The following is a 19,864-nucleotide window of genomic DNA, read 5'->3' on the forward strand; positions in this document are numbered from 1 at the left end:
TGCACTCATGGCTTACTTACCGATGCTGGAGAACGTACGGATGAGATGGAGGAACGGGCTGCCGCCGAGAATGACGAACATCGCAGGAAGCAGGAACAGCACCATGGGGACGGTGAGCTTGGCACCCAGTTTGTGCGCCCGCTCTTCGAGCTTGGTGATGCGCTCGCGACGCAGGTCGACGGCGATGCTGCGCAGCGCCTGGCTCAGCGGCGTGCCATATTGCAGGCTCTGACTGACCATGGTGCCGAAGCGACGGAGGCCTTCCGACGTGAGGGCGAGCTTCTCGAATGCATCCACGCGGTTGGGCAGGATCCGCAGATCATCGAGCAGACCTCGCAGCACATGATTGATGGCCGGATTGGCCTCCCGCATCTCGTCCGCCACGCGTTCGAGCGCACTCTCCAGCCCCATGCCCGCTTCGCTGCACACCACGAGCAGGTCGATGGTGTCGGGCGTGCCAAGCCGGATCGCCGCATCGAAGCGCCGCTTCAGGATCAGCAGGATCAGGCGCGGGGCCATGATGCCGACTGCCAGGCCGAGCAACGTGAAGATCATCACGTCCGAGAACGATGATCCGAGGACTTGCGCGACGATGAACGCCGCGATCGGGCATGCAAAGTTGCTGACCGTCTTGAAGCCGATCCAGATCGGCAGCGTGCGATAGTGGTTGAAACCCGCCGATTGCAGAACGATCCGCAATTGATCGACATTCTCCTGGGCGTAGAAGCGCCGGTAGCGCGTACCTACCGATGAAAGCCAGCCGATCAGGTCCCTGGACGAGTGCGACCGATCGGGAATGCCCAGTACGGCATTCGAGACACGCGTGTTCAGGGCGCGAAGGTGCATCTCGCGGATGATCAGCAGGAAGGTCGCGGCCGCAAGTGCGACGGCAAGGGTGGCAAGACCGAGCCCGGCTGTCATAGCGTGGTTTCCCTTCTGACCATCCAGCGGATCACGAAATGCCCCAGCAGGACCGAGCACGCCGCATAGGCGAGCAACACGTTTCCTTGCGGATCGGTCAGCAGCAGGTCGATCGACTGTGGATTGATCCAGTAGAGCAGCCCGCCGACGACCACCGGCGCAAACGTGAGCGCGCGCGATGAAAAGATCACCTCTCCGGCCAGTGCCTTCCCGCGGGCCGCCAGCGCGACCCGCTGGCTCACCGTCTCGCCCAGCGTCTGCAGCGTTTCCGCCAGACTGCCGCCGGTCTTCAACTGCACCGCAAGCGTGACCGCAAACATCGCATATTCCGGCACGAGGGTTCGCTGATAGATCGCCTCGACGGCTTCCTCGGGCGACCTGCCGAGATTCAGTTCGCTGCAGACCATGGCGAACTGTCCGGATGTCGGTTGCGGCATCTCGCGGGCGATGGTGCGAAATGCCTCGTGGACAGGCAATCCCGACCGGACCGTACTCGTCACCAACTGGACCGCGTCAGGCAGCTGCTGGAACAATTGGGTCGCGAATTTCCGTTGCTGCCACCCGAACAGACCGCGCACGACCATGACGGCTACGACCGCAGCGGCAATGCCGGCATACAGCCCGGGAAATTTCAGCACCTCATTGAGGTAGAGGACGCCCGCCGCCGCCATGGCCCCAGCAAGCACCACGAAGACCGGGCGTACGGCGTACACCATCTCAGGGTGGTAATTGGCGAAGCGTTGGAGCGTACGCCAGCGCGACGTCTTGGCCGCGCGACGGATCGAGACCAGGGCGGCTGCTTCAACCGTCGGCAGAGCGATCTCAAGCTGGCGATCCATTCGCCGTTGCCGCGCGTCGAGCCACAACGTATTGACCGTCGCGCACAGCAGAAGCACCAGGACGATGATCAGGGGCGTCGACATCAGATCTGCCTCATCGCCTCTGCCCAGGCCCGATCGAGCCCGTAATAGACCAGGCGGCTCTTGAACTTCGGGACCGCGTTGGTGGATCGGTAGCTGCCAGAGATCCGCCCGTGGACGTCCTCTTCCTTGAACTCGAACAGCGCAATGTCGTTGGTGGTGATCACCTCGCCCTCGAGCCCGATCACCTCGCTGACCTGCACGATGCGGCGCTGGCCGTCGCGCATGCGCTCGACCTGGACGATGAGATCCAGCGCAGCGACGATCTGGGCGCGGATCGCGCGCGACGGCAGGTTGACCTGGCCCATCTGCACCATGTTCTCCACGCGGGTCAGCGCATCGCGCGCGCTGTTGGCGTGCACCGTCGAGATCGACCCGTCGTGGCCGGTGTTCATCGCCTGCAGCATGTCGAACGCCTCGGCGCCGCGCACCTCGCCCACCACGATGCGGTCCGGGCGCATACGAAGCGCGTTCCACAGCAGATCGCGCTGCGTCACCTGCCCGGTGCCCTCGAGGCTGGGCGGACGCGTCTCCAGGCTGATCACGTGCGGCTGCTGAAGCTGGAGCTCCGCCGCGTCCTCGATCGTGACGATGCGCTCGCTGTGGTCGATGAACTGGCTCAGGGCGTTCAGCAGCGTCGTCTTGCCGGAACCTGTGCCGCCGGAGACCAGCACGTTGAGCCGGCAGCGGGAGGCGATCTCCAGCAACTGGCCGAGCGCGGCGGTCATCGAGCCGTTTTGAATCATCCCGGCGATGTTCAGGCGCCGGTTCGGGAATTTTCGGATCGAGATGCAGGGACTGTGGATCGCCAGCGGCGGCAGGATGATGTTGACGCGGCTGCCGTCCGGCAGACGGCAGTCCGCCATCGGGCTGGATTCATCCACCCGCCGGCCGACCTGCGAGGCGATCTTCTGGGCGACGGAGGCGATATGGTCGTTGTCGCGGAATCGCACCGCGACCCGCTCGAGCTTGCCGTTGCGCTCGACATAGACGTTGCTCGGGCCGTTGATCATGATGTCGTTGATCGTCTCGTCCAGCAGCAGCGGGCGCAGCGGCCCGTAACCGGTCATGTCGTCGGCGATTTCCTCCGCCAGGAAGAGCTGCTCGCGGCCGGACAATTCCAGCCGCTCCTGGTTGGCGATGCCGTGGATGATCTCCTCGATCTGCCGCCGCAGCACTTCGCGAGGCACGGTCGTCGCCACCGCCGGTTCGATCTGCTCGATGACCCGTTCGCGCAGCGACGCCGGCATCACCGGGTGGTGCGAACGCTCCTCATGCTTCGGCGCCGATACGAACAAGCTGGACGCCGACGGCGACGCGCTCGATTCCTCCGGCGGCAAGGCCGGCGGGACCGGCTGCACATTTGGTGCCGACGCCGGCGCGACCAGCACCGCGCCGGGCATCCGCACTGGCATCTCGTCTGCGCGCCTGCCGAACTTTTTCATAGCCCGAGCCACCTCTTCCAGCCGGCCTTCCTCTTGGCACCGACGCCGGTGATTTCCCGAACGATCGGAGCAAGGTGACGCCGCAGTGCCGATACATGCTTGAGCGCGGGAACGCCGAGGTTGACCGCCTGGGTCATTCCCTTGCCGAGATCGGGGATCACCATGTCCGGCTCTGCGCCCAGCGCCTTGACGATCGTCGCCCTGGGCAGGCCGCCGGCGCGATCGGCGCGGTTGAGCAGGGTAAAGACCCGATCCTTGCCGGCGATGTTGGTGACGGCGTTGCGCAGCGCATGGGCATTGCGCAGGCCGGTCACCTCGGCTTCCAGCAGGACCAGCACGTGACGGGACATCTGGATGACCGGATAGATCGATGCCGGGAACGGCACCGGCACGTCGACGACGACGTAGTTGAAGCGCTGGCGGAGTAGGCCCAGCACGTGCCGCACGCCGGCCTCGGTGATATCGAGCTTGGCATCGAGATCCTCGTCGCCGGAGATCAGGCAGACCCGGTCGTTCACCTCGATCGCCGCGCGCTCGAGGAACAGCGTGTCGGCCCGCATCGGATTTTCAAGCGCGATGCGCAGGCCCGGTCCGGGGCGAACGCCGAGCATCACCGCGGTCTCGCCGCCCTGCAGATGCAGGTCGAGCAGCGCGACCTTGGCCTTGGTGGTCTCGGCCAGTTGCAGCGCAAGGTTGATCGCGACGCTCGTCGCGCCGGCGCCGCCCTGCGCGCCGCAGATCGAGACCACATGCCCGCCGCGATCGTTCTGGGCGGGAGCGACATCGCCGACCAGCTTCGGGCGAAGCTGGTCCAGCACCATGTCACGGGTGATCGGCGTCGGAAGGTATTCGGTAAGGCCGATCTCCATCAGCTCGCGATAGAAGGTGATCTCCCGGTTGTCGCCGATCAGGCACACCCGCACATCGGGCGGGCAAACGCTTGCAAGGCGCTCCAGCTCCGTGAAGGGATCGTCGATCCCGCTGATGTCGGTCACCAGCGCGGTCAGGTCGGTATCGGTCTCGAGCATGCGCGTGGCATGACGGATGGTGCCCCGCCGGATCACCAGATTGCTGCCATCGAGCCCCTTGCGCAGCGCCGCTGCGCTCAGCTCGTCGTTGACGAAGCAGACGATACGGTTACGCGTGACGACGGACGTCGTTTCTTCCACTGGTTCAACCACTGCCATGCTCATCACGGTTTCTCCGAACCCTTGACAGCATCACCCGCGGCAGCTGTCTGACGGGCAACGTCGGCCGCGCTCTCGCAGGCCATGCGCGCGTCGTCGTCCACGTCCTGCTTCCTCACCGAGTACTGCTTCACTCCGATGCCGCTGTAGATCGCCACCGTCGTGGTCTGGCCGGCAACTGCGCTTTGGCGTGCCAGCTCCGGCGACACGTCGCAGCTGGAGGTCGCACCGGTGTCGGCCTTGTCCCATTGCTCGGCCGCCGCGCGGATCACGAGCGAGAGCGTTCCGAGCTGCTTGGCGACGGCGACCTTCTTGACCTGCTCCGGCTTGAGCTCCAGCGAGACGGTTTGCGCCGTCTTGCCCGGGACGGCATTGGTGAGAGGACGCCCGCCTTGCGCAATCTCCTGGTCGATCGCAATGACGCGCACATTGGACAGCACGGTTTCGCTGACCGCCCGCCGCACCGGATCCGCCTTCTCGAACACCTGGGTCAGCACCACGTCGACATTGTCACCCGGCCTGATCAGACCCGAGACGCCGGTCTCCTCGTCGACCTTGAGGCTGATGGCGCGGCTGTCCGGCGCCAGCACGCTGGCGAGGAAGCCGCGATCCCTCGGACGCAGGATGTCGTCCAGGGTGATGGCGCTGCCGGCGTCGACGAACTTGCGAACCAGAGAACCGGGAAGTCCGGCCTTGCTGTCGGGCGTTTCGAGGATCGCCCCCGCGGGGACACGATCCGGCGCCGCCTGGCGCACGGTGAAATCCTCGTCGCGCGCCAGCGTTCCCTTCGAGAGCGCTCGTGTCGTGACGAAGTAGCCGACTGTCGCAGCCGGAGCAGCCGCAACCGACCGCTTCTCCACGACTTCCGCGACCGTCGGCTTCGGCAGGTTCACATTGTAGGCAATGAGCCCGAGCGCCGTCGCCGCAAGCAACAGCACCATGATGATCGAGACGCGCAATGCGGAGGACATGTCAAAATCCTTTGCTCAAAATAGTCCAGATACCGCCGCATGCGATGGCCACCCCGTAAGGCAGCGGCGCATGTCGCAAATGACGCCAGCGTTCGACCGCGTAGACCCGACGCACCAGCGAAGATCCGGCGGGTGCCAGCTTCGGCTGCGGCAGACGGCGCATCATCAGATGCACCGCGGCCAGGACGCCACCAGCCAGCGCGGTGACGGTCAGCAATTCGATCACGCCGCTCAATGGGAGACCGATCGCCACGGCAACCAGCAACTTGACATCGCCGCCGCCGATCATTCCGCGCTGGTAGATCACGAACAGCACCAGAAACAGAATTGCGGCAACGATCAGCGACTGGCCGACCTGCATCGGACTGGCCAATTGACCGACGATCCCGAGGAGCGCCAGCGCCAGACAGATTTCGTTTCGGATCAACCGTGTCGCGATATCGATCGTTGCGACATACAACAACAATGCGATTTCCAGACACGAGGTCGTGGACGCAATCCAATTCATAAAATATGTGCCTCGGAGAAGGCGGGGGGCACAAAATAGTGCCCCCCTCCGGAGCGCCGTTCTCTGGACTTACGCGCTGACCGCGACGGTGACCGCAGCGCTGATCGTACTGATCGAGTCGGTCAGAGCCTTGCCGATACCGCCAGCAGCACCGGTACCGAACGCGGCGGACACCGCAGCAACGATACAAGCGGCAACGATCACGTACTCGAACGACACGACGCCGTCCTTGTCCGCGCGCAGACGCCTCAACCCTTCGGTGATCTTAATATAGGACTGCAACATGGGAGAAGCCTCCTCAGGCTCGCACATCGGGCTGACGGCTGTCGGCAGAAAAATCTGCCAACAGCATTCAACTCCCGGCGCTTAAGCGCTGACCGCGGTGGTGACCGCAGCGCTGATCGTGCCGATCGAGGTGGTCAGGACCTTGCCGATGCCGTTGGCATTGGCGGTACCGAACGCGGCGGACACGGCGGCAACGATGCAAGCGGCGACGATCACGTACTCGAACGACACAACGCCGTCCTTGTCCGAGGCAAGACGCTTGAAGGCTTCAGTGGTCTGGATGTAGAGCTTCAGCATAGGAAAATATCCCTTTTGAACGAATGTTTTGACAATGAATTTACGCAACCGGTTGGGGGGTAAAATCCACCAACTGACTTTGCTTATAATCTGCTGCAAGAAACCTGTCACTTGGTAATCCCTTGTTAACCCTACTGTCGTAATGGCCGGCGCCGTTCTTGCGGCGTGCCGCTGCGCGGCCCGGCGCGCGAAACCTCTTGAATTATAGGTGTTTCGGCGTTTCACGATGTGTTCGGTGCGGCCCCGCCCGTGCAAATACGGTGGCCGCTGCAGGTGCGCGATGATGTCGCAATCCCGGACCGGAGGAGCTGCGGCGGACTGCCCTTCGCCGGATCGACCGTCTCAGTAGCAGGTCCCGGAATCCCCTCCGAGCCGGCCGCACCCTTCCCCGTTGGACTGTCGCCACTGCGTCGCCGCCAGCGGCTGCGTGCTCGCGTCCGCCGGCGCGGCCGCCAGCCTGCTGCGCTCTTCATCGAGCAGCTGCGAATGCAGCTTCTGAACCTGGACGTTTCGCTCCAGCAGGGACATCGTTCTCGCCTGGACCTGCTCCGCCAGCGCCTTGCGCAGCGCGTTCTCGCGATCGAGCAGCTCAGGAAACGGCAACAGCGGCCGTAGCGGCTCGGTGGCCTTGATCACGCATGACGCCCGCGCCACCGCCTGCGCGATCTGATCCGGAAACGCGTTACGGCATGCCGCGAGCGCGCCGCTCAGGTCGACGGTTGCCGGCGCCGGTGTCGTCTCCGTGATCGCCGGCTCCGGTGTCGCCGCCGTTGCCGGTGCGGTCTCCGTCTCGACGGTCTGGCGAGGAGCCCCGCAACACGGCAGCAGGATACAGAGCGAGAGAGCCACCAGGGCTCTCGTGCGCTTTCGCCGGATCTCCGTGGCGCGATCCCCGGTGGGGCGCCCGATTGCTGCGTCAGTCACGACAGGCCCACCATCGCGAGACCACTCGCATCCCGCTGATACTGACATCACAACATCGAGCAATAGTCGATCGCGACCGGTTCGTGGATCAGCGAAGGAGAGACTTGTTGCGGCGGCGCCAGGAACGCGCGACCGCGCATCCAGGGCCGCCGGCACCACCAACCGTCCGGCAATCGGAGGACGAGACCCGTGTTCTCCCCAACGGCGCAATTCGCTGCGGCGAAACCTGCATCTGCAAAAAAGTGGTATCTCGAAATATCGCATCGGCACGAAATGGCGCCGCTATCCTCGATTGATTTTAGATGTAGTTTTGTTGACGACGCAATAGTCACCTCCGGCGCACGCCAACGGCACCGCTGCGCTGCATCATTGCCTGGCGTCGATGCGGTGCTCGCGTAACGAGCCAGCATTCGTTTGTTCTGTTTGTGGATATCAGGACTGGCGTTATGCGCTCACGGCCGATGCAGATCGATGCGCCACAGCGAGGATGTCTTCAGCGCTGAACGCCCCGGTGTGCATCATGAGCGCAAACGGCAGAATTCGCGGCAAATGACCACCGTTTCGTTTCCATGCGCGGGCCGGCCGCATCGCCCGGATCGCCACTTTATCAACAGGCGCACGATCACCATGCACCCGCGGTGGCGAAAATTTTCGCTTCATCCTCGCCGAGTGGATGCTCTAGGATCAGACATTTCAAGTTGGGCGCGCGTGCGCTCGTTGAGTTTCAAGAACCGGAATTTCAAGAACCGGAATTTCAAGAACTGGAATTTTCAGAACCAAAGCGTACAGCGACTGATCCGGGCGTCACGGGGCTTCAGATGACCGATCGTATTGCACTCTTCATCGATGGCGCGAATCTGCATACCACGGTCAAGAACCTCGGCTTCGAGGTCGATTTCCGGCGACTGCTCACGGAGTTCGGCAAGCATGGGCAGATCGTCCGTGCATATTTCTACACGGTCGTGAGAGACGACGACGAGTTCAGCAGCCTCCGGCCGCTGGTGGATTGGCTCGACTACAACGGATATGCGGTCAGGAGAAAAACGGCCAGGCAGCACGACGACGGCGACGGTCGGCGGCGGATGAAGCGCAGCATCGGTATCGAGCTCGCGGTCGACGCGCTGGAGATCGCGCACCGCATCGACCACGCGTTCGTGTTCTCCGGCGATGGCGACCTGCGCGCCGTCGTCGAAGCCGTCAGGCGGATGGGCGTCCGCGTCACCGTCGTTTCCAGTATTCGGACGAAACCCCCGATGATCGCCGATGAGCTTCGCAGGCACGCCGATGTCTTCGTCGAGATCGAGGGCCTCAGGTCATTGATCGAGCGTCCGCCGCATCCGATTGCGCCGGAGTGACGACGCTTGCCCGACATTGCCCGCCAGGCTCGCCCGCAAACCCGAGCGCAGCGCGACGTCCGTACATCACCGAGTTGCGCGGCCCGGTGCGAGACTTCAGTATGATCCCGGCGCAACTGCGGGAGGGGAGAACCAATGTGGCGGTCGATCGGCTGCCTGGTGTTGCTGCTGGCAACGACGAGCGCGGCGATGGCTGCGCCTTCCAGGTTCACCTGTGACACACCGCGGGGCAAGCGGGTCGAGCCCGGCGCCTCCGGCAAAGGCAACGACGTGCAGTGGATCGAGGACGATCTGGAGACGGTCCGGCCTGCCGTGGTGATCGATGGCGAAACCTTCACGGTCACCTGGGGAACGTCGGTCGCGGCGGAAGGCAAGGGAGCCAAGCTGACGACCTACGTCTTCGCGGCCGCCCACCGGACCGCGGCATCGATCTTCGCGACCCGCGTGGACGAGTCCACCGCCGAGATCTTCCGGTTCTATTTTGGCAGCAAGGCGCTCTACAAGATGACCAGCCGGCTGGAAGGTCCTTCGCCCGACCCGAAGGCGGCACCCTTCGTTGCAACCTACCTTGCGACCTGCCGCGAGCAGTAGGCATTGGCCTCCGCATTAAGGCAAACTTAACTGTTCCAAACGCCGGTGTTGCCGTCCAGCATCAGCCGACGAGCTCACCCAACGACACCCAAATCATTGAATTTTAATAGAAATATAGATATTCCCGACGACCTGCAGCTGATGGCTCCGCCTCACTTAGGGCTGCTGTGTGGCTGAAATGTCATAGGTCGCGGAACCGTCCTTTGTTAGCCTTGATGGATTCTTAGGTAATTTTTTTGCGAGTAGGGGCGGAAATTATGAGATCGGCATACACGGTAGTCGCGTGCCTCTGCCTGGCGGCAACGTCAGCGCGTGCCGAGGTCTATTCCATCAACGATGCCTTGCGTCAGGCCATGCTGACCAACCCGGGCGTGGGCGAGGCTTCCGCGAACCGGCGCGCGACCGAAAGCGAGCTGAGACAGACGCAGAGCACGTTGCTGCCGCAGGTGCGTGTCGACGCCAGCTACGGGCCGGAGAAATTCGATCAGCCGCCTGGAGTCATCAATACCCTGCAGTCCCCCACCGTCGGATCGGGACCGTGGCGCAACGGCAGCCAGGAATCGGTGGTGGTGCGCCAGCTGCTCTGGGACGGCTTCTCGTCGATCTACGACGTCTGGCGCCAGACCGCGCGCGTCAATGCGGCCGCCTCCCGCGTCAAGGAGCGGACCGAGCTGCTGGCCCTCGACGCCGCCGAAGGCTACATGGACGTCGTGCGCTACATCCGGCTGGTCAGCCTCGCCCAGCAGAACGTCGCCAATCACGAGAAGATCTTCGCCAACGTGAACTCGCGCTTCTCGGGCGGCCGCGCCGGCGAAGGCGACCTTGAGCAGGCGCGCGAGCGCGTCGAGAGCGCGCGTGCGGCACTCGCCGAATTCCAGCGCAGCCTCGATGATGCGAGGGCGAAGTACCGCAAGGTCGTCGGCCTCGAGCCGATCAACGTTCGCTTCCCCAGCCCCCTCGCCGGTCTGCCGCACAGCCGCGACGAAGCGCTGGCCACCACGCTGCGCTTCAATTCGACGATCGCAGCGGCGCAGTCCGACGCCGATGCCGCCAAGCATGCGTTCAAGGCGACCGACGGCACGTTCGGCCCGAAGTTCTATCTCGAGGGACGCGCGACCCACTACGACAACTCGTTCCCCTACGTGACGGCTCCCGGAAACCCCGCCGTGACGCATGAGGACTACAGCGGCAAGGTGGTGATGTCGTGGGACATCTTCCGCGGCGGCCAGGATGCCTGGAACCGGTCGGAAAAGGCCGAGCGCTACACCGAAGCCACCATGCGCCACGCGCGCCTGCAGCGCGACGCCTATGAATCGATCGACAAGGCATGGAATGCCCGTACGATTACGGCGACGCGTATCGCGGCGCTGTCGCGCCAGCTTGAAGCGGACCGCAAGACCATCGCGGCCTTCCAGAAGGAATACGAGCTCGGCCAGCGCTCGCTGATCGACCTGCTGAACGCGCAGAACCAGTTCTTCAACGCGTCGGTCTCGCTCACCTCCGCCCGCAGTGTCGTCGTGTTCGCCGACTATCAGCTGCTGGCCGCGATGGGGACCTTGATCGAGTATCTGAAGGCTCCGCCGCCGGTCGACGCCGCGCCGACCGATATGCTGTCGATCGGCCTGCCCCGCTACTCGTTCCCCACCCTGCGCGTGAATCTCCCGCAGACCGGGTCCGAGCCGCTGCACGTCGCCGTGCCCGCCCCCGTCGCTTCGGTCCGCCCCGCCAGGGGCTATAAGGACGCCAATGCGGCAGCCCAGCCCAAGGATGCCGGCTTTGCCGACCGCTTCACCGGCGCCACCACGACGGCGTCGGTGCCGGGCTCCTCGGAATGGATGCAGCAGCAGAAGAACGCCGCGGACGGCCCGAACGTCATTTACGCCGACCCGTCGGTCACGGCGAATTCGAGCTCCTACGCATCGACCAAGCCCCACTGGCTGCTGTCGGCGTTCCCGAGCTCGGCTCAATAGCAGCCGGCAACCAAAGGTCAGAACTTCAGAAAGGGCCCCAAATCGGGGCCCTTTCGATTCCCGTATTAATACTTAAAGCAAGTTTCGCTGATTTTGTTCGCTGTTTGTTGTAGTCTCGCCGAAATCATCGAATGCGATTTCTGTATTTCCATTTTGGTTGTCGAGGTTTCAGTTGTTGTTTCGAACCCCCAGCGCGGCGGCTGACGCCGTCCGCCCTTCGCCGGATGCCGCAATTTCAAAGCCTGCCGCGACAAGTCGGCCGCGCACTCTGGGCGACGATCCCCTCACCACGTCACTGACTTATCTCGCCGCGCATCACGGCCGCGCGGTCAGCCGCGAAGCTCTCCTCGGCGGACTTCCGATCACGGACGGCCGCTTGTCGGTTTCGCTCTACGATCGCGCGGCCAGACGCGCGGGCCTGGAGACCGAAGCCGTCAAGCGCGACATTTCCGACATTCCCGCGCTGGTCTTGCCGGCTGTCCTCATCATGAAGGACGGCTCTGCACTTATCCTGCTGGGTGTCGATCCCGCGAACAAGTCGGTCAGGATCGTTGATCCGGCGACGCCGAACGCCCCGCGCATTGCCGACGTTGCCTCGATCGCCACGGACTACACCGGCTACGCGTTCCTGGTGAGAAGCGCAGCGCAAGCCGACCCGCGCGCCGCCGCCGCCGGAGACATCCCCAAGAGCCATTGGTTCTGGTCGGTGGTGAAGACGCACTGGCGCAGCTACGGGCACATCGCGATCGCGGCCTTCCTGACCAATATCCTGGCGCTGGCAACGCCGCTGTTCACGATGAGCGTCTATGACCGCGTCATCCCCAACGGCGCTATTCCATCCTTGATCGCGCTCTCGATCGGCATGGGGCTCGGAATCCTGTTCGATTTCATCTTCCGCATGGTCCGCAGCCGCATGATCGACGTGACCGGCAAGACCATCGACGTCGTGCTCGCCGCCAACATCTTCGAGCATGTGATGGCCGTGAAGATGGCTCAGCGGCCGACCTCGGTCGGCATCATCGCCAACCAGCTCCGCGATTTCGACTCGGTGCGCGAATTCTTCACGTCCGGCAGCGTGGTCTCGGCGACCGACCTGCTGTTTGCCATCCTGTTTGTCGGGGTGCTGTTCATCATCGCCGGACCGCTGGCCTGGATCCCGCTGATCATGCTGCCGCTCGTCATGCTGATCGGCTTCCTGCTGCAGCGCCCGCTCGACCGCGCGATGAAGCGCCTGCAGGCCGAATCGGCCGCCCGGCACGGCGTGCTGGTCGAATCGCTGTCGAGCCTCGAAACCGTCCGCGCGACCGGCGCCGAGGCGCGCATGCAGACCTTGTGGGAGCGTTCGGTCGCGGCGACCGCCCGATCCGGCGAGGACGTTCACTTCTGGTCGTCGATGTCGCTGACCAGCGCGAGCACCGCCCAGCAGGTCACCAGCCTGCTGCTGGTCATCGTCGGCATCTTCCTGATCCTCGACGGCAAGCTCAGCGTCGGCGCGCTGGTCGCGGCAAACATGCTGGCCGGCCGCATCCTGGCGCCGATCGCCGGCATCGCCTCTGTCATCACCAAGGGAACGCAGACATTGTCGTCGCTCAAGGCGATCGACCGCATCATGTCGATCGAGCGCGAGCGATCGCCGACCCGATCCTATGTCGCAAGGCGGATCGACGACGGCAAGGTCGCCTTCGAGAACGTGTCGTTCGCCTACCCCAACGCCCCGGGCAACGCGCTCGAGAAAGTCAGCTTCACGATCGAGGGCGGAGAGCGTGTCGGCATCATCGGCCGGGTCGGATCGGGCAAGACCACGGTCGGCCGGTTGCTGCTCGGATTTTACGAGCCGAAGGAAGGCCGCATCATGGTCGATGGCGTGGACTCGCGCCAATACGACCCCTCGGACCTGCGCGCCGGCATCGGCTTTGCGATGCAGGATACCGACCTGTTCTACGGCAAGCTGCGGGACAACATCGCCCTCGGCAAGCCGGAGGCGACCGACGAGGAGATCCTGCTTGCCGCGCGGCTCTCCGGCGTCGAGAGCTTCATTGCCGGCCATCCGATGGGCTACGACATGCCGATCTCCGAAGGCGGCCGCAGCCTGTCGGGCGGCCAGAAGCAGGCCATCGGGCTCGCGCGGGTCCTGATCCGCAAACCCCGCGTGCTGTTTCTCGACGAGCCGACCGCGCACTTCGATATTCGCAGCGAGCAGGAATTCCTTGAACGTCTCAAGGGGCTCCGCGACGAGCGCATGACCATCATCATCTCGACCCATCGTCTGTCGTTGCTGAACATGGTCGATCGCCTGCTGCTGTTCGACAATGGCCGCCTGGTCGCCGACGGCCCGCGCGACAAGGTGCTCGCTTTGCTCCAGGGCAAGCCCGCGTCGACGGCTCCGGCGCCCGAAAATACGATCCAGCCGAAATCTGCATAACGAGCAAATATTATGGCGTCTTCCGATTTTGCCTTTGCAAACGACATCCGGTCCGCGGCGCTGCTGCGCACGCCCCGCACCTCCCGCATGCTGCTGTGGACGTCCTGCGCGCTGCTGGCGACGTTTGTGGTCTGGGCGCATTTCGCGGTGCTCGACGAGGTCAAGCGCGGCACCGGCCGCGTGGTACCGTCGCGGCAGATGCAGGTGGTGCAATCGCTCGAAGGCGGCATCGTCGGCGACATCCTGGTGCGCGAAGGCGACATCGTTCAGCAGGGACAGTCCCTGATGCGCATCGAGGACACCAAGTTCGCCTCCGAGTTCGGCGAAATCCGCGAGCGCCGCGCCGCGATGACGGCGCGGGTGGCCCGCCTCGACGCCGAGGCGCGCGGCCGCAGCGAGCTCAGTTTCCCGGACGATCTCGACAAGATGGTGCCCGCCGCCGTCGCGACCGAGACCAGCGTGTTCAAGATGCGCGGTCAGAAGGTCGCGCAGGACATCGACGTGCTCAACCAGCAGGTCACCCGCCTCTCCGGCTCGCTGAAGCTGCTGGAACGGGAGCAGACCCTGACACGCAAACTGTATGATCAGAAGGTGGTGCCCGAGATCGAGATGCTACGGCTCGACCGGCAGGCCACCGAAATGAAGGGACAACTGGCCGAGGCGCAGTCGAAGATCGCGAACATCACCGCATCATTCCGTTCGCAGGCCGATGAAGACCTCGCCAAATCGCGTGCCGACCTCGCCGTGCTCGACGAGAACATCAAGTCCGCCCAGGACCGGGTGCGCCGCACCGATCTGAAGGCGCCGGTCCACGGCATCGTCAACAAGTTGAACATCAGCACGATCGGTGCCGTGGTGCAGCCCGGCGCCAATCTGATGGACATCGTGCCACTGGACGACACGCTGCTGGTGGAGGGGCGGATCCGTCCGCAGGACATCGCCTTCATCCGTCCCGATCAGGATGCGGTGGTGAAGATCAGCGCCTATGATTCCTCGGTCTACGGGCACCTGAAGGGCAAGGTCGAGCGCATCAGCGCCGACACCATCGTCGACGACAAGGCGGAAAAGACCGAACGTCAGGAGACTTTCTACCGGGTCATGGTACGCACCGATAAGAACCATCTCGGCACCGAGCAGCATCCGCTGCCGATCATTCCGGGCATGGTGACCACGGTGGAAGTCCTGACCGGCGAGAAGTCCGTGCTGGACTACATCATCAAGCCCGCCCGCCTGCTGCGCGACGAGGCGCTTCGCGAACGCTGATCGGGGCCACGGCTTGCGTGGTTAACCGATCATGACCTGCGGTCGTTCAATTTCGAACGAACCGGCAAACCCTGGATTGACCGCCTTCGCGACAATCCAGGTCACGGCCCCCTCCACTTAACCCGGCTTAAGCGGCCACGGCGCCAGTCTGCGTCCCGATAACAGCGGGGACGCAGATCGACGCACAGACGTTGACGATCCCCGGCATTGGGGACGTCATATGAAGTCGGTGAAGTTGGCCGCGTCGGCGCTGATCGCCGTGGCCGCATTTTCAATAAGTCTTTGCACAGCGTCATCCGCATTTGCCGCGGACGAACTCTCCATCGGCACGCCAACCGGCGAGCTCGCGCCGGCGTCGGACGCCGCATCGAACCGCCCGCCCGCCACCTTCTTCACCATCACCGACGTGCTCGCCAAGCTCGACCGGCAGCGCGGCCGCGGTCCGAACGCCGTTCGCACCGCCTCGCTGACGCCGCAGAATACCGCGACCGATGCATTGCCCGCGGCGAAGCCGCTGCCACCTGTCGGTGCCGAGCCGTTTGGCCTGTTCACCTTCCGCGCACCGGAAAACGGCCTGTGGCGCAAATGGCGCGGCCTCGAAGCCGATCTCGCCAAGGAACGGACCGTGCTCGAGCAATGCCGGGAGAACGCCACCGGCTGCCCGTCCAATGCCGCGCAATTCCTCCGCCTGATCAATGCGGTCAAATCCAAGTCCGGACGCGAGCGGCTGGATGAGGCCAATCGCGGCGTCAACCAGGCGGTCCGCTATGTCAGCGACTTCGCCCAGCACGGCGAGGCCGATCGCTGGACCGCCCCGCTCGCCACCTTCGCGACCGGCAAGGGCGATTGCGAGGACTACGCGATCGCGAAATACATTGCGCTCAGCGAGGCGGGCTTTGCCCGCGAGGATCTGCGCCTGGTGCTGGGCCGCGATCGCGCCATCCGCCAGGATCATGCCGTGCTGGCGGCACGGATGGACGGCCATTGGCTGATCCTGGACAGCCGCCGCTCCGAACTGATCGACGACGGCGAGCTCGACAACTTCACGCCGATGTTTGCCATCAACGAGCACGGCGTGCAGCTGTTCGCGGCGCCCTACGCCAAGCGGTTGCCGCTCGGCGACGCGTTCGACGCGGCACCGGCGGCCGCCAATGCGGCAGAGGCTGAATGGACCGGCGTCGAGCCGCTCGAGGCCGCAGAGCCACTCCCGGGCTTCCTGCCCGTGCTGATGTAGCTGCGAACAAAAACAAACCCCGCCGAAAAATTCGGCGGGGTTTGCAGATTTTTCAGGGCCGATCAGTAGACGTGAACGTTCGCCGCGGCCGGCACGCCGGTGCTGACGTGAGCAAGGTCGACCTTGTCGCTGCCGGTACCGTTGGCCGAATACCACAACTCATGGGTCGTGGCATTGAACACGAACTCCTTGCCGGTACCGCCATTCCACGTCGCGGCGTTGGTCTCGTCGCCGGTATGGAAGTTGGCCGCGGCGACGGTGGACGCCTGGCCGATCGACAGATTGTCGCCGAGGTTGACGAAGATCTGGTCGGACAGCGCGTTGAAGTTGTTGATGGTGTCGTGTCCGCCACCGTTCAACTGCAGGACGAAGGTGTCGTTGCCGGCACCGCCGTTCAGGGTGTCGTTGCCGGGACCACCGTCGAGGTAGTTGCCGCCAGCGGCGAGACCGGTCAGCGTATCGTTGCCGCTACCGCCGAGAATGCCCTCGATCCCGCTGTAAGTATCACCCGCCGCGGTACCGCCGGACCCGTGACCGGTTTGCAGGTTGACCGTGACGCCCGTCGTATCGTCTCGATAGTCGACGATATCCGTGCCGCCGCCACCGACAACGGTATCGGTGTGCGAGCTGGTCGCGATGACATCGGCGGTTCCGCCGCCCGTCAGCGTGAAGTTGCCGCTGGAATCGCTGGCGACGACGTGGACGCCCAGCGTTGACGACGTCGTATGATCGCCATCGCCGTCGGTGGCCACGATGCCGAACGACAGGTTCTGGTCAGACGGCAGAACCGTCTTGCCAATATCTGCCGCCGTCAGGCGCATCTTGATGCCGGGCCCTCCCGTGATGTCGAGCTCATTGAACGAAATCGTCGGATCAATCAGCAGGTGCGTTCCTGAGGCGTCGACAAATGCGACTCCGGATTGCGTCGTACCATGCACCGAGTCGGTGGCAGTCCAGAAGACGCTATCCCCTGGGCTCGCCGAGTTGACAGTGAAGTTCACCGAATCCACAAACTGCGGGTTGGTATTCGGCGAGTCATTGGTGCCAATGCCGGTCCCTGGAACGTGGAACTCCATGTTGAAGGTTTCGCCGGCGTCGAGGAAGTTGTTTCCAACGCCGAGGCCTTGTACCGAAGTATTGACTTCACCCGCCGAGAAGAACTCGATGCTGCCGTCGGCAAGCTCCTTCCATGTCGAGTGGCCGCTGGACAAATTCGTGAGGCTGTCGGTGACCGTCGTCGACGCCGCGGGATGCAGCAGGTCGAACGTGTAGGTGCCGTCTTCGTACACCTTCAGATCAAACACCTGCGTCGCACCAGCGGATCCGATCAGTTCGGAGCCGATCACATGACCACCGGCATCGGTCAAATTCACAGTCGAGTAGGTGATGCCGGAAATGGTCGGGCCGGTCAGCGTGAACCCACCGAAGCCATCGGCGCCGAAGTTGACGGCGAAGGTGCCGTTCACCGAGCCGATATCGTTCGGCAGCGTCCCGTTGACGAAGGCGCCGAGCGTCGGGCCGTCGTCGAGGAAGCCGATGTGGGTGCCGATGTCGGCGGAAGCCGACACATGGTCACCGTCGGCATCCGTGACCGTGACGGTCGCCCCGATCTTGCCGGCCACCAGCGAAATGGAATCGTTGGGGTTGGTGGTGTCGGGCTGATGGAGCGACAGGTATTCCGCCACATAGACCTGACCGGTCGCCGGATCGATGGCAATGGCAAACGCTACCTTGCCGGTCAGGCTGGGGTTGGCGGCGTCAGCGCCGACCGTACCGATGATCCGGCCGCTGCCGTCCAGCGACAGTGTGATGGCTGTGCCGTCCGTCAGGGTCAGGCCGGACGCGGCATTGAGTACGCTCAGGGCGTAGGTCGTGCTGCCCGGACCATCCGCGCCGTAGCCGCCTCCGGTGAGGGTCAGGATGTTGCTGGCACCCGTGGAGGCAAAGCTGAGCGCACCATTGTCCAGCACGGCGGACGAAACGTCGGTATCGGTGCCGGCGTTGGCCACGGTCGCAAACAGCCCGGCAACCGTATTCGCCGCGCCATTGAACGTGATCGCGGTCGAGCCAAGAACATCGCTTGCGCCACTGACCGTCTGAACGCCAGGCGTCTCGTCCACGCCCACCGCTCCACTCACCGTCAGCGTCGGCGCCTTCGGACCGTCGTCATGGAAGGTGACGTGGGTGCTAAGGTCGAGGTTCTGGCTGGCGCTGTCGCCGTCCTTATCGGTGACCGTTGCCGTCAGCGTCACCAGGCCGCCGGTGAGGCTGATGCCTTCACCGGTATCCGGGCTCGACGCCGTATTCTCGTGTACCGCACGGTCCTGCGTCAGCGTCACGTCACCGGTCGCGGGGTTGACCGTCAGCGTGAACACCAACCATGCGGCCTGGTTCTCATGCCCGGTGACATAGCCGGAAATGGTGCTGCCGCTCTGGTCGAGCACAACGCCGAGACCGGAGGCGCTGTCGATCAGGTTGGTCGCGGTGCCATTGCCCGCGATGCTCAGCGCATAGGCCGTGGTTGCGTTGTCGGCACCGGTCACAACCGTGAACGCACCGGCGAAGCTCTCCTTGTCCAGCGCATGGCCTTGCGTCGGCACGGCATCCGGTGTCGACCCGTTGTTGCCGGCATTGGTCGAGGCCGACAGATAAGCCTCATAGGTGTTCAGCGAGTTGACGTTCCCGCTCAGCCCAATCGACGGACCATCATCATGGAACGTCACGTGGCTGCTGAGGTCGAGGTTCTGGGCGGCACTATCGCCGTCCTTGTCGGTGACGGTTGCCGTCAGCGTCACCAGGCCGCCGGTCAGGCTGATGCCCTCGCCGGTGTCCGGGCTGGAGGCGGTGTTCTCATGCACCGCGCGGTCCTGCGTCAACGTCACATCGCCGGTCGCAGTATTGACCGTCAGTGTGAACACCAGCCACGCGGCCTGGTTCTCATGACCGGTCACATAGCCGGAGATGGTGTTGCCGCTCTGGTCGAGCACCACACCGAGGCCGGAGGCGCTGTCGATCAGGTTGGTCGCGGTGCCATTGGCTGCGATGCTGAGCGCATAGGCTGTCGTTGCATTGTCGGCGCCGGTCACGACCGTGAATGCGCCGGCGAAGCTCTCCTTGTCGAGCGTATGGCCCTGGGTCGGCACCGCATCCGGCGTCGAGCCGTTGATGCCGGCATTGGTCGAAGCCGACAAATAGGCCTCGTAGGTGTTCAGCGAGCCAACCCGTCCGCTCAGCGCAATCGACGGGCCGTCATCATGGAACGTCACGTGGCTGCTGAGATCGAGATTCTGGGCGGCACTGTCGCCGTCCTTGTCGGTGACGGTCGCCGTCAATGTCACCAGGCCGCCGGTGAGGCTGATGCCTTCGCCGGTATCCGGGCTCGACGCCGTATTCTCGTGGACCGCACGGTCCTGCGTCAGCGTCACGTCACCGGTCGCGGTGTTGACCGTCAGCGTGAACACCAGCCATGCGGCCTGGTTCTCATGACCGGTCACATAGCCGGAGATGGTGTTGCCGCTCTGGTCGAGCACGACGCCAAGACCGGAGGCACTGTCGATCAGATTGGTCGCGG

At 64.1% G+C, this 19,864-nt stretch carries 16 protein-coding genes; 6 read left to right on the plus strand and 10 right to left on the minus strand.

The features are described 5' to 3' along the window. Positions 1-12 precede the first annotated feature (12 nt). The 9 genes from BRSPCE3_RS02905 to BRSPCE3_RS02945 all read right to left on the minus strand — a co-directional run bounded on the left by BRSPCE3_RS02905 (position 13) and on the right by BRSPCE3_RS02945 (position 7,383). On the minus strand, positions 13-921 hold the full coding sequence (locus tag BRSPCE3_RS02905) for a type II secretion system F family protein (RefSeq protein WP_244064158.1): 909 nt from the start codon (positions 919-921) through the stop codon (positions 13-15). After that, positions 918-1,844, minus strand: coding sequence for a type II secretion system F family protein (locus BRSPCE3_RS02910; RefSeq protein WP_244064159.1), 927 nt, complete (start codon positions 1,842-1,844; stop codon positions 918-920). Before BRSPCE3_RS02910 ends, BRSPCE3_RS02905 begins: the two co-directional genes overlap by 4 nt. After that, positions 1,844-3,286 (minus strand): CpaF family protein, encoded by a 1,443-nt coding sequence (locus BRSPCE3_RS02915; RefSeq protein ID WP_244064160.1) that lies wholly within the window; start codon positions 3,284-3,286, stop codon positions 1,844-1,846. The genes BRSPCE3_RS02910 and BRSPCE3_RS02915 overlap by 1 nt, the downstream gene beginning before the upstream one ends. Beyond that, the gene (locus tag BRSPCE3_RS02920) at positions 3,283-4,479 is read right to left on the minus strand and encodes an AAA family ATPase (RefSeq protein WP_244064161.1); all 1,197 of its coding nucleotides are present in this window, start codon (positions 4,477-4,479) and stop codon (positions 3,283-3,285) included. The genes BRSPCE3_RS02915 and BRSPCE3_RS02920 overlap by 4 nt, the downstream gene beginning before the upstream one ends. Further along, a complete protein-coding gene (cpaB, locus tag BRSPCE3_RS02925; RefSeq protein ID WP_244064162.1) occupies positions 4,479-5,444 on the minus strand; it encodes a Flp pilus assembly protein CpaB in 966 nt (321 codons plus the stop codon). Before cpaB ends, BRSPCE3_RS02920 begins: the two co-directional genes overlap by 1 nt. Before the next feature lies 1 nt (position 5,445). Further along, positions 5,446-5,952 carry a prepilin peptidase gene (locus tag BRSPCE3_RS02930; protein ID WP_244064163.1) on the minus strand — a complete coding sequence of 169 codons (507 nt, stop codon included), beginning with the start codon at positions 5,950-5,952 and terminating at the stop codon, positions 5,446-5,448. A 69-nt stretch (positions 5,953-6,021) separates the two neighbouring features. Then, positions 6,022-6,237: a hypothetical protein gene (locus BRSPCE3_RS02935; protein WP_244064164.1), complete on the minus strand. Its 216-nt coding sequence runs from the start codon at positions 6,235-6,237 to the stop codon at positions 6,022-6,024. Between the two features lie 81 nt (positions 6,238-6,318). After that, positions 6,319-6,534 (minus strand): Flp family type IVb pilin, encoded by a 216-nt coding sequence (locus BRSPCE3_RS02940; RefSeq protein ID WP_244064165.1) that lies wholly within the window; start codon positions 6,532-6,534, stop codon positions 6,319-6,321. A 342-nt stretch (positions 6,535-6,876) separates the two neighbouring features. Beyond that, positions 6,877-7,383, minus strand: a complete 507-nt coding sequence (locus BRSPCE3_RS02945; protein ID WP_244064166.1) for a hypothetical protein — start codon at positions 7,381-7,383, stop codon at positions 6,877-6,879. A 773-nt stretch (positions 7,384-8,156) separates the two neighbouring features. On the opposite strand from BRSPCE3_RS02945, the gene BRSPCE3_RS02950 reads away from it, so the two are divergent. From BRSPCE3_RS02950 to BRSPCE3_RS02975, 6 genes are all read left to right on the plus strand, one after another. Next, the gene (locus tag BRSPCE3_RS02950; protein ID WP_244064167.1) at positions 8,157-8,813 is read left to right on the plus strand and encodes an NYN domain-containing protein; all 657 of its coding nucleotides are present in this window, start codon (positions 8,157-8,159) and stop codon (positions 8,811-8,813) included. Positions 8,814-8,948: 135 nt separating this feature from the next. Then, a complete protein-coding gene (locus BRSPCE3_RS02955) occupies positions 8,949-9,404 on the plus strand; it encodes a hypothetical protein (RefSeq protein ID WP_244064168.1) in 456 nt (151 codons plus the stop codon). 257 nt (positions 9,405-9,661) lie between these two features. Then, positions 9,662-11,374, plus strand: coding sequence for a TolC family outer membrane protein (locus BRSPCE3_RS02960; protein ID WP_244064169.1), 1,713 nt, complete (start codon positions 9,662-9,664; stop codon positions 11,372-11,374). A 232-nt stretch (positions 11,375-11,606) separates the two neighbouring features. Then, complete coding sequence (locus BRSPCE3_RS02965) at positions 11,607-13,796, plus strand: type I secretion system permease/ATPase (RefSeq protein WP_244064941.1); 2,190 nt, start codon at positions 11,607-11,609, stop codon at positions 13,794-13,796. Positions 13,797-13,808: 12 nt separating this feature from the next. Then, on the plus strand, positions 13,809-15,059 hold the full coding sequence (locus tag BRSPCE3_RS02970; RefSeq protein ID WP_244064170.1) for an HlyD family type I secretion periplasmic adaptor subunit: 1,251 nt from the start codon (positions 13,809-13,811) through the stop codon (positions 15,057-15,059). A 220-nt stretch (positions 15,060-15,279) separates the two neighbouring features. Then, complete coding sequence (locus tag BRSPCE3_RS02975) at positions 15,280-16,293, plus strand: transglutaminase-like cysteine peptidase (protein ID WP_244064171.1); 1,014 nt, start codon at positions 15,280-15,282, stop codon at positions 16,291-16,293. A gap of 62 nt (positions 16,294-16,355) precedes the next feature. On the opposite strand, the gene BRSPCE3_RS02980 is transcribed toward BRSPCE3_RS02975, so the two are convergent. Beyond that, on the minus strand, positions 16,356-19,864 hold a 3,509-nt coding region (locus BRSPCE3_RS02980; protein ID WP_244064172.1), incomplete at its 5' end, for a DUF5801 repeats-in-toxin domain-containing protein.

This window comes from Bradyrhizobium sp. Ce-3 (assembly GCF_022835695.1).
In the GTDB taxonomy this organism is placed as follows: domain Bacteria; phylum Pseudomonadota; class Alphaproteobacteria; order Rhizobiales; family Xanthobacteraceae; genus Bradyrhizobium.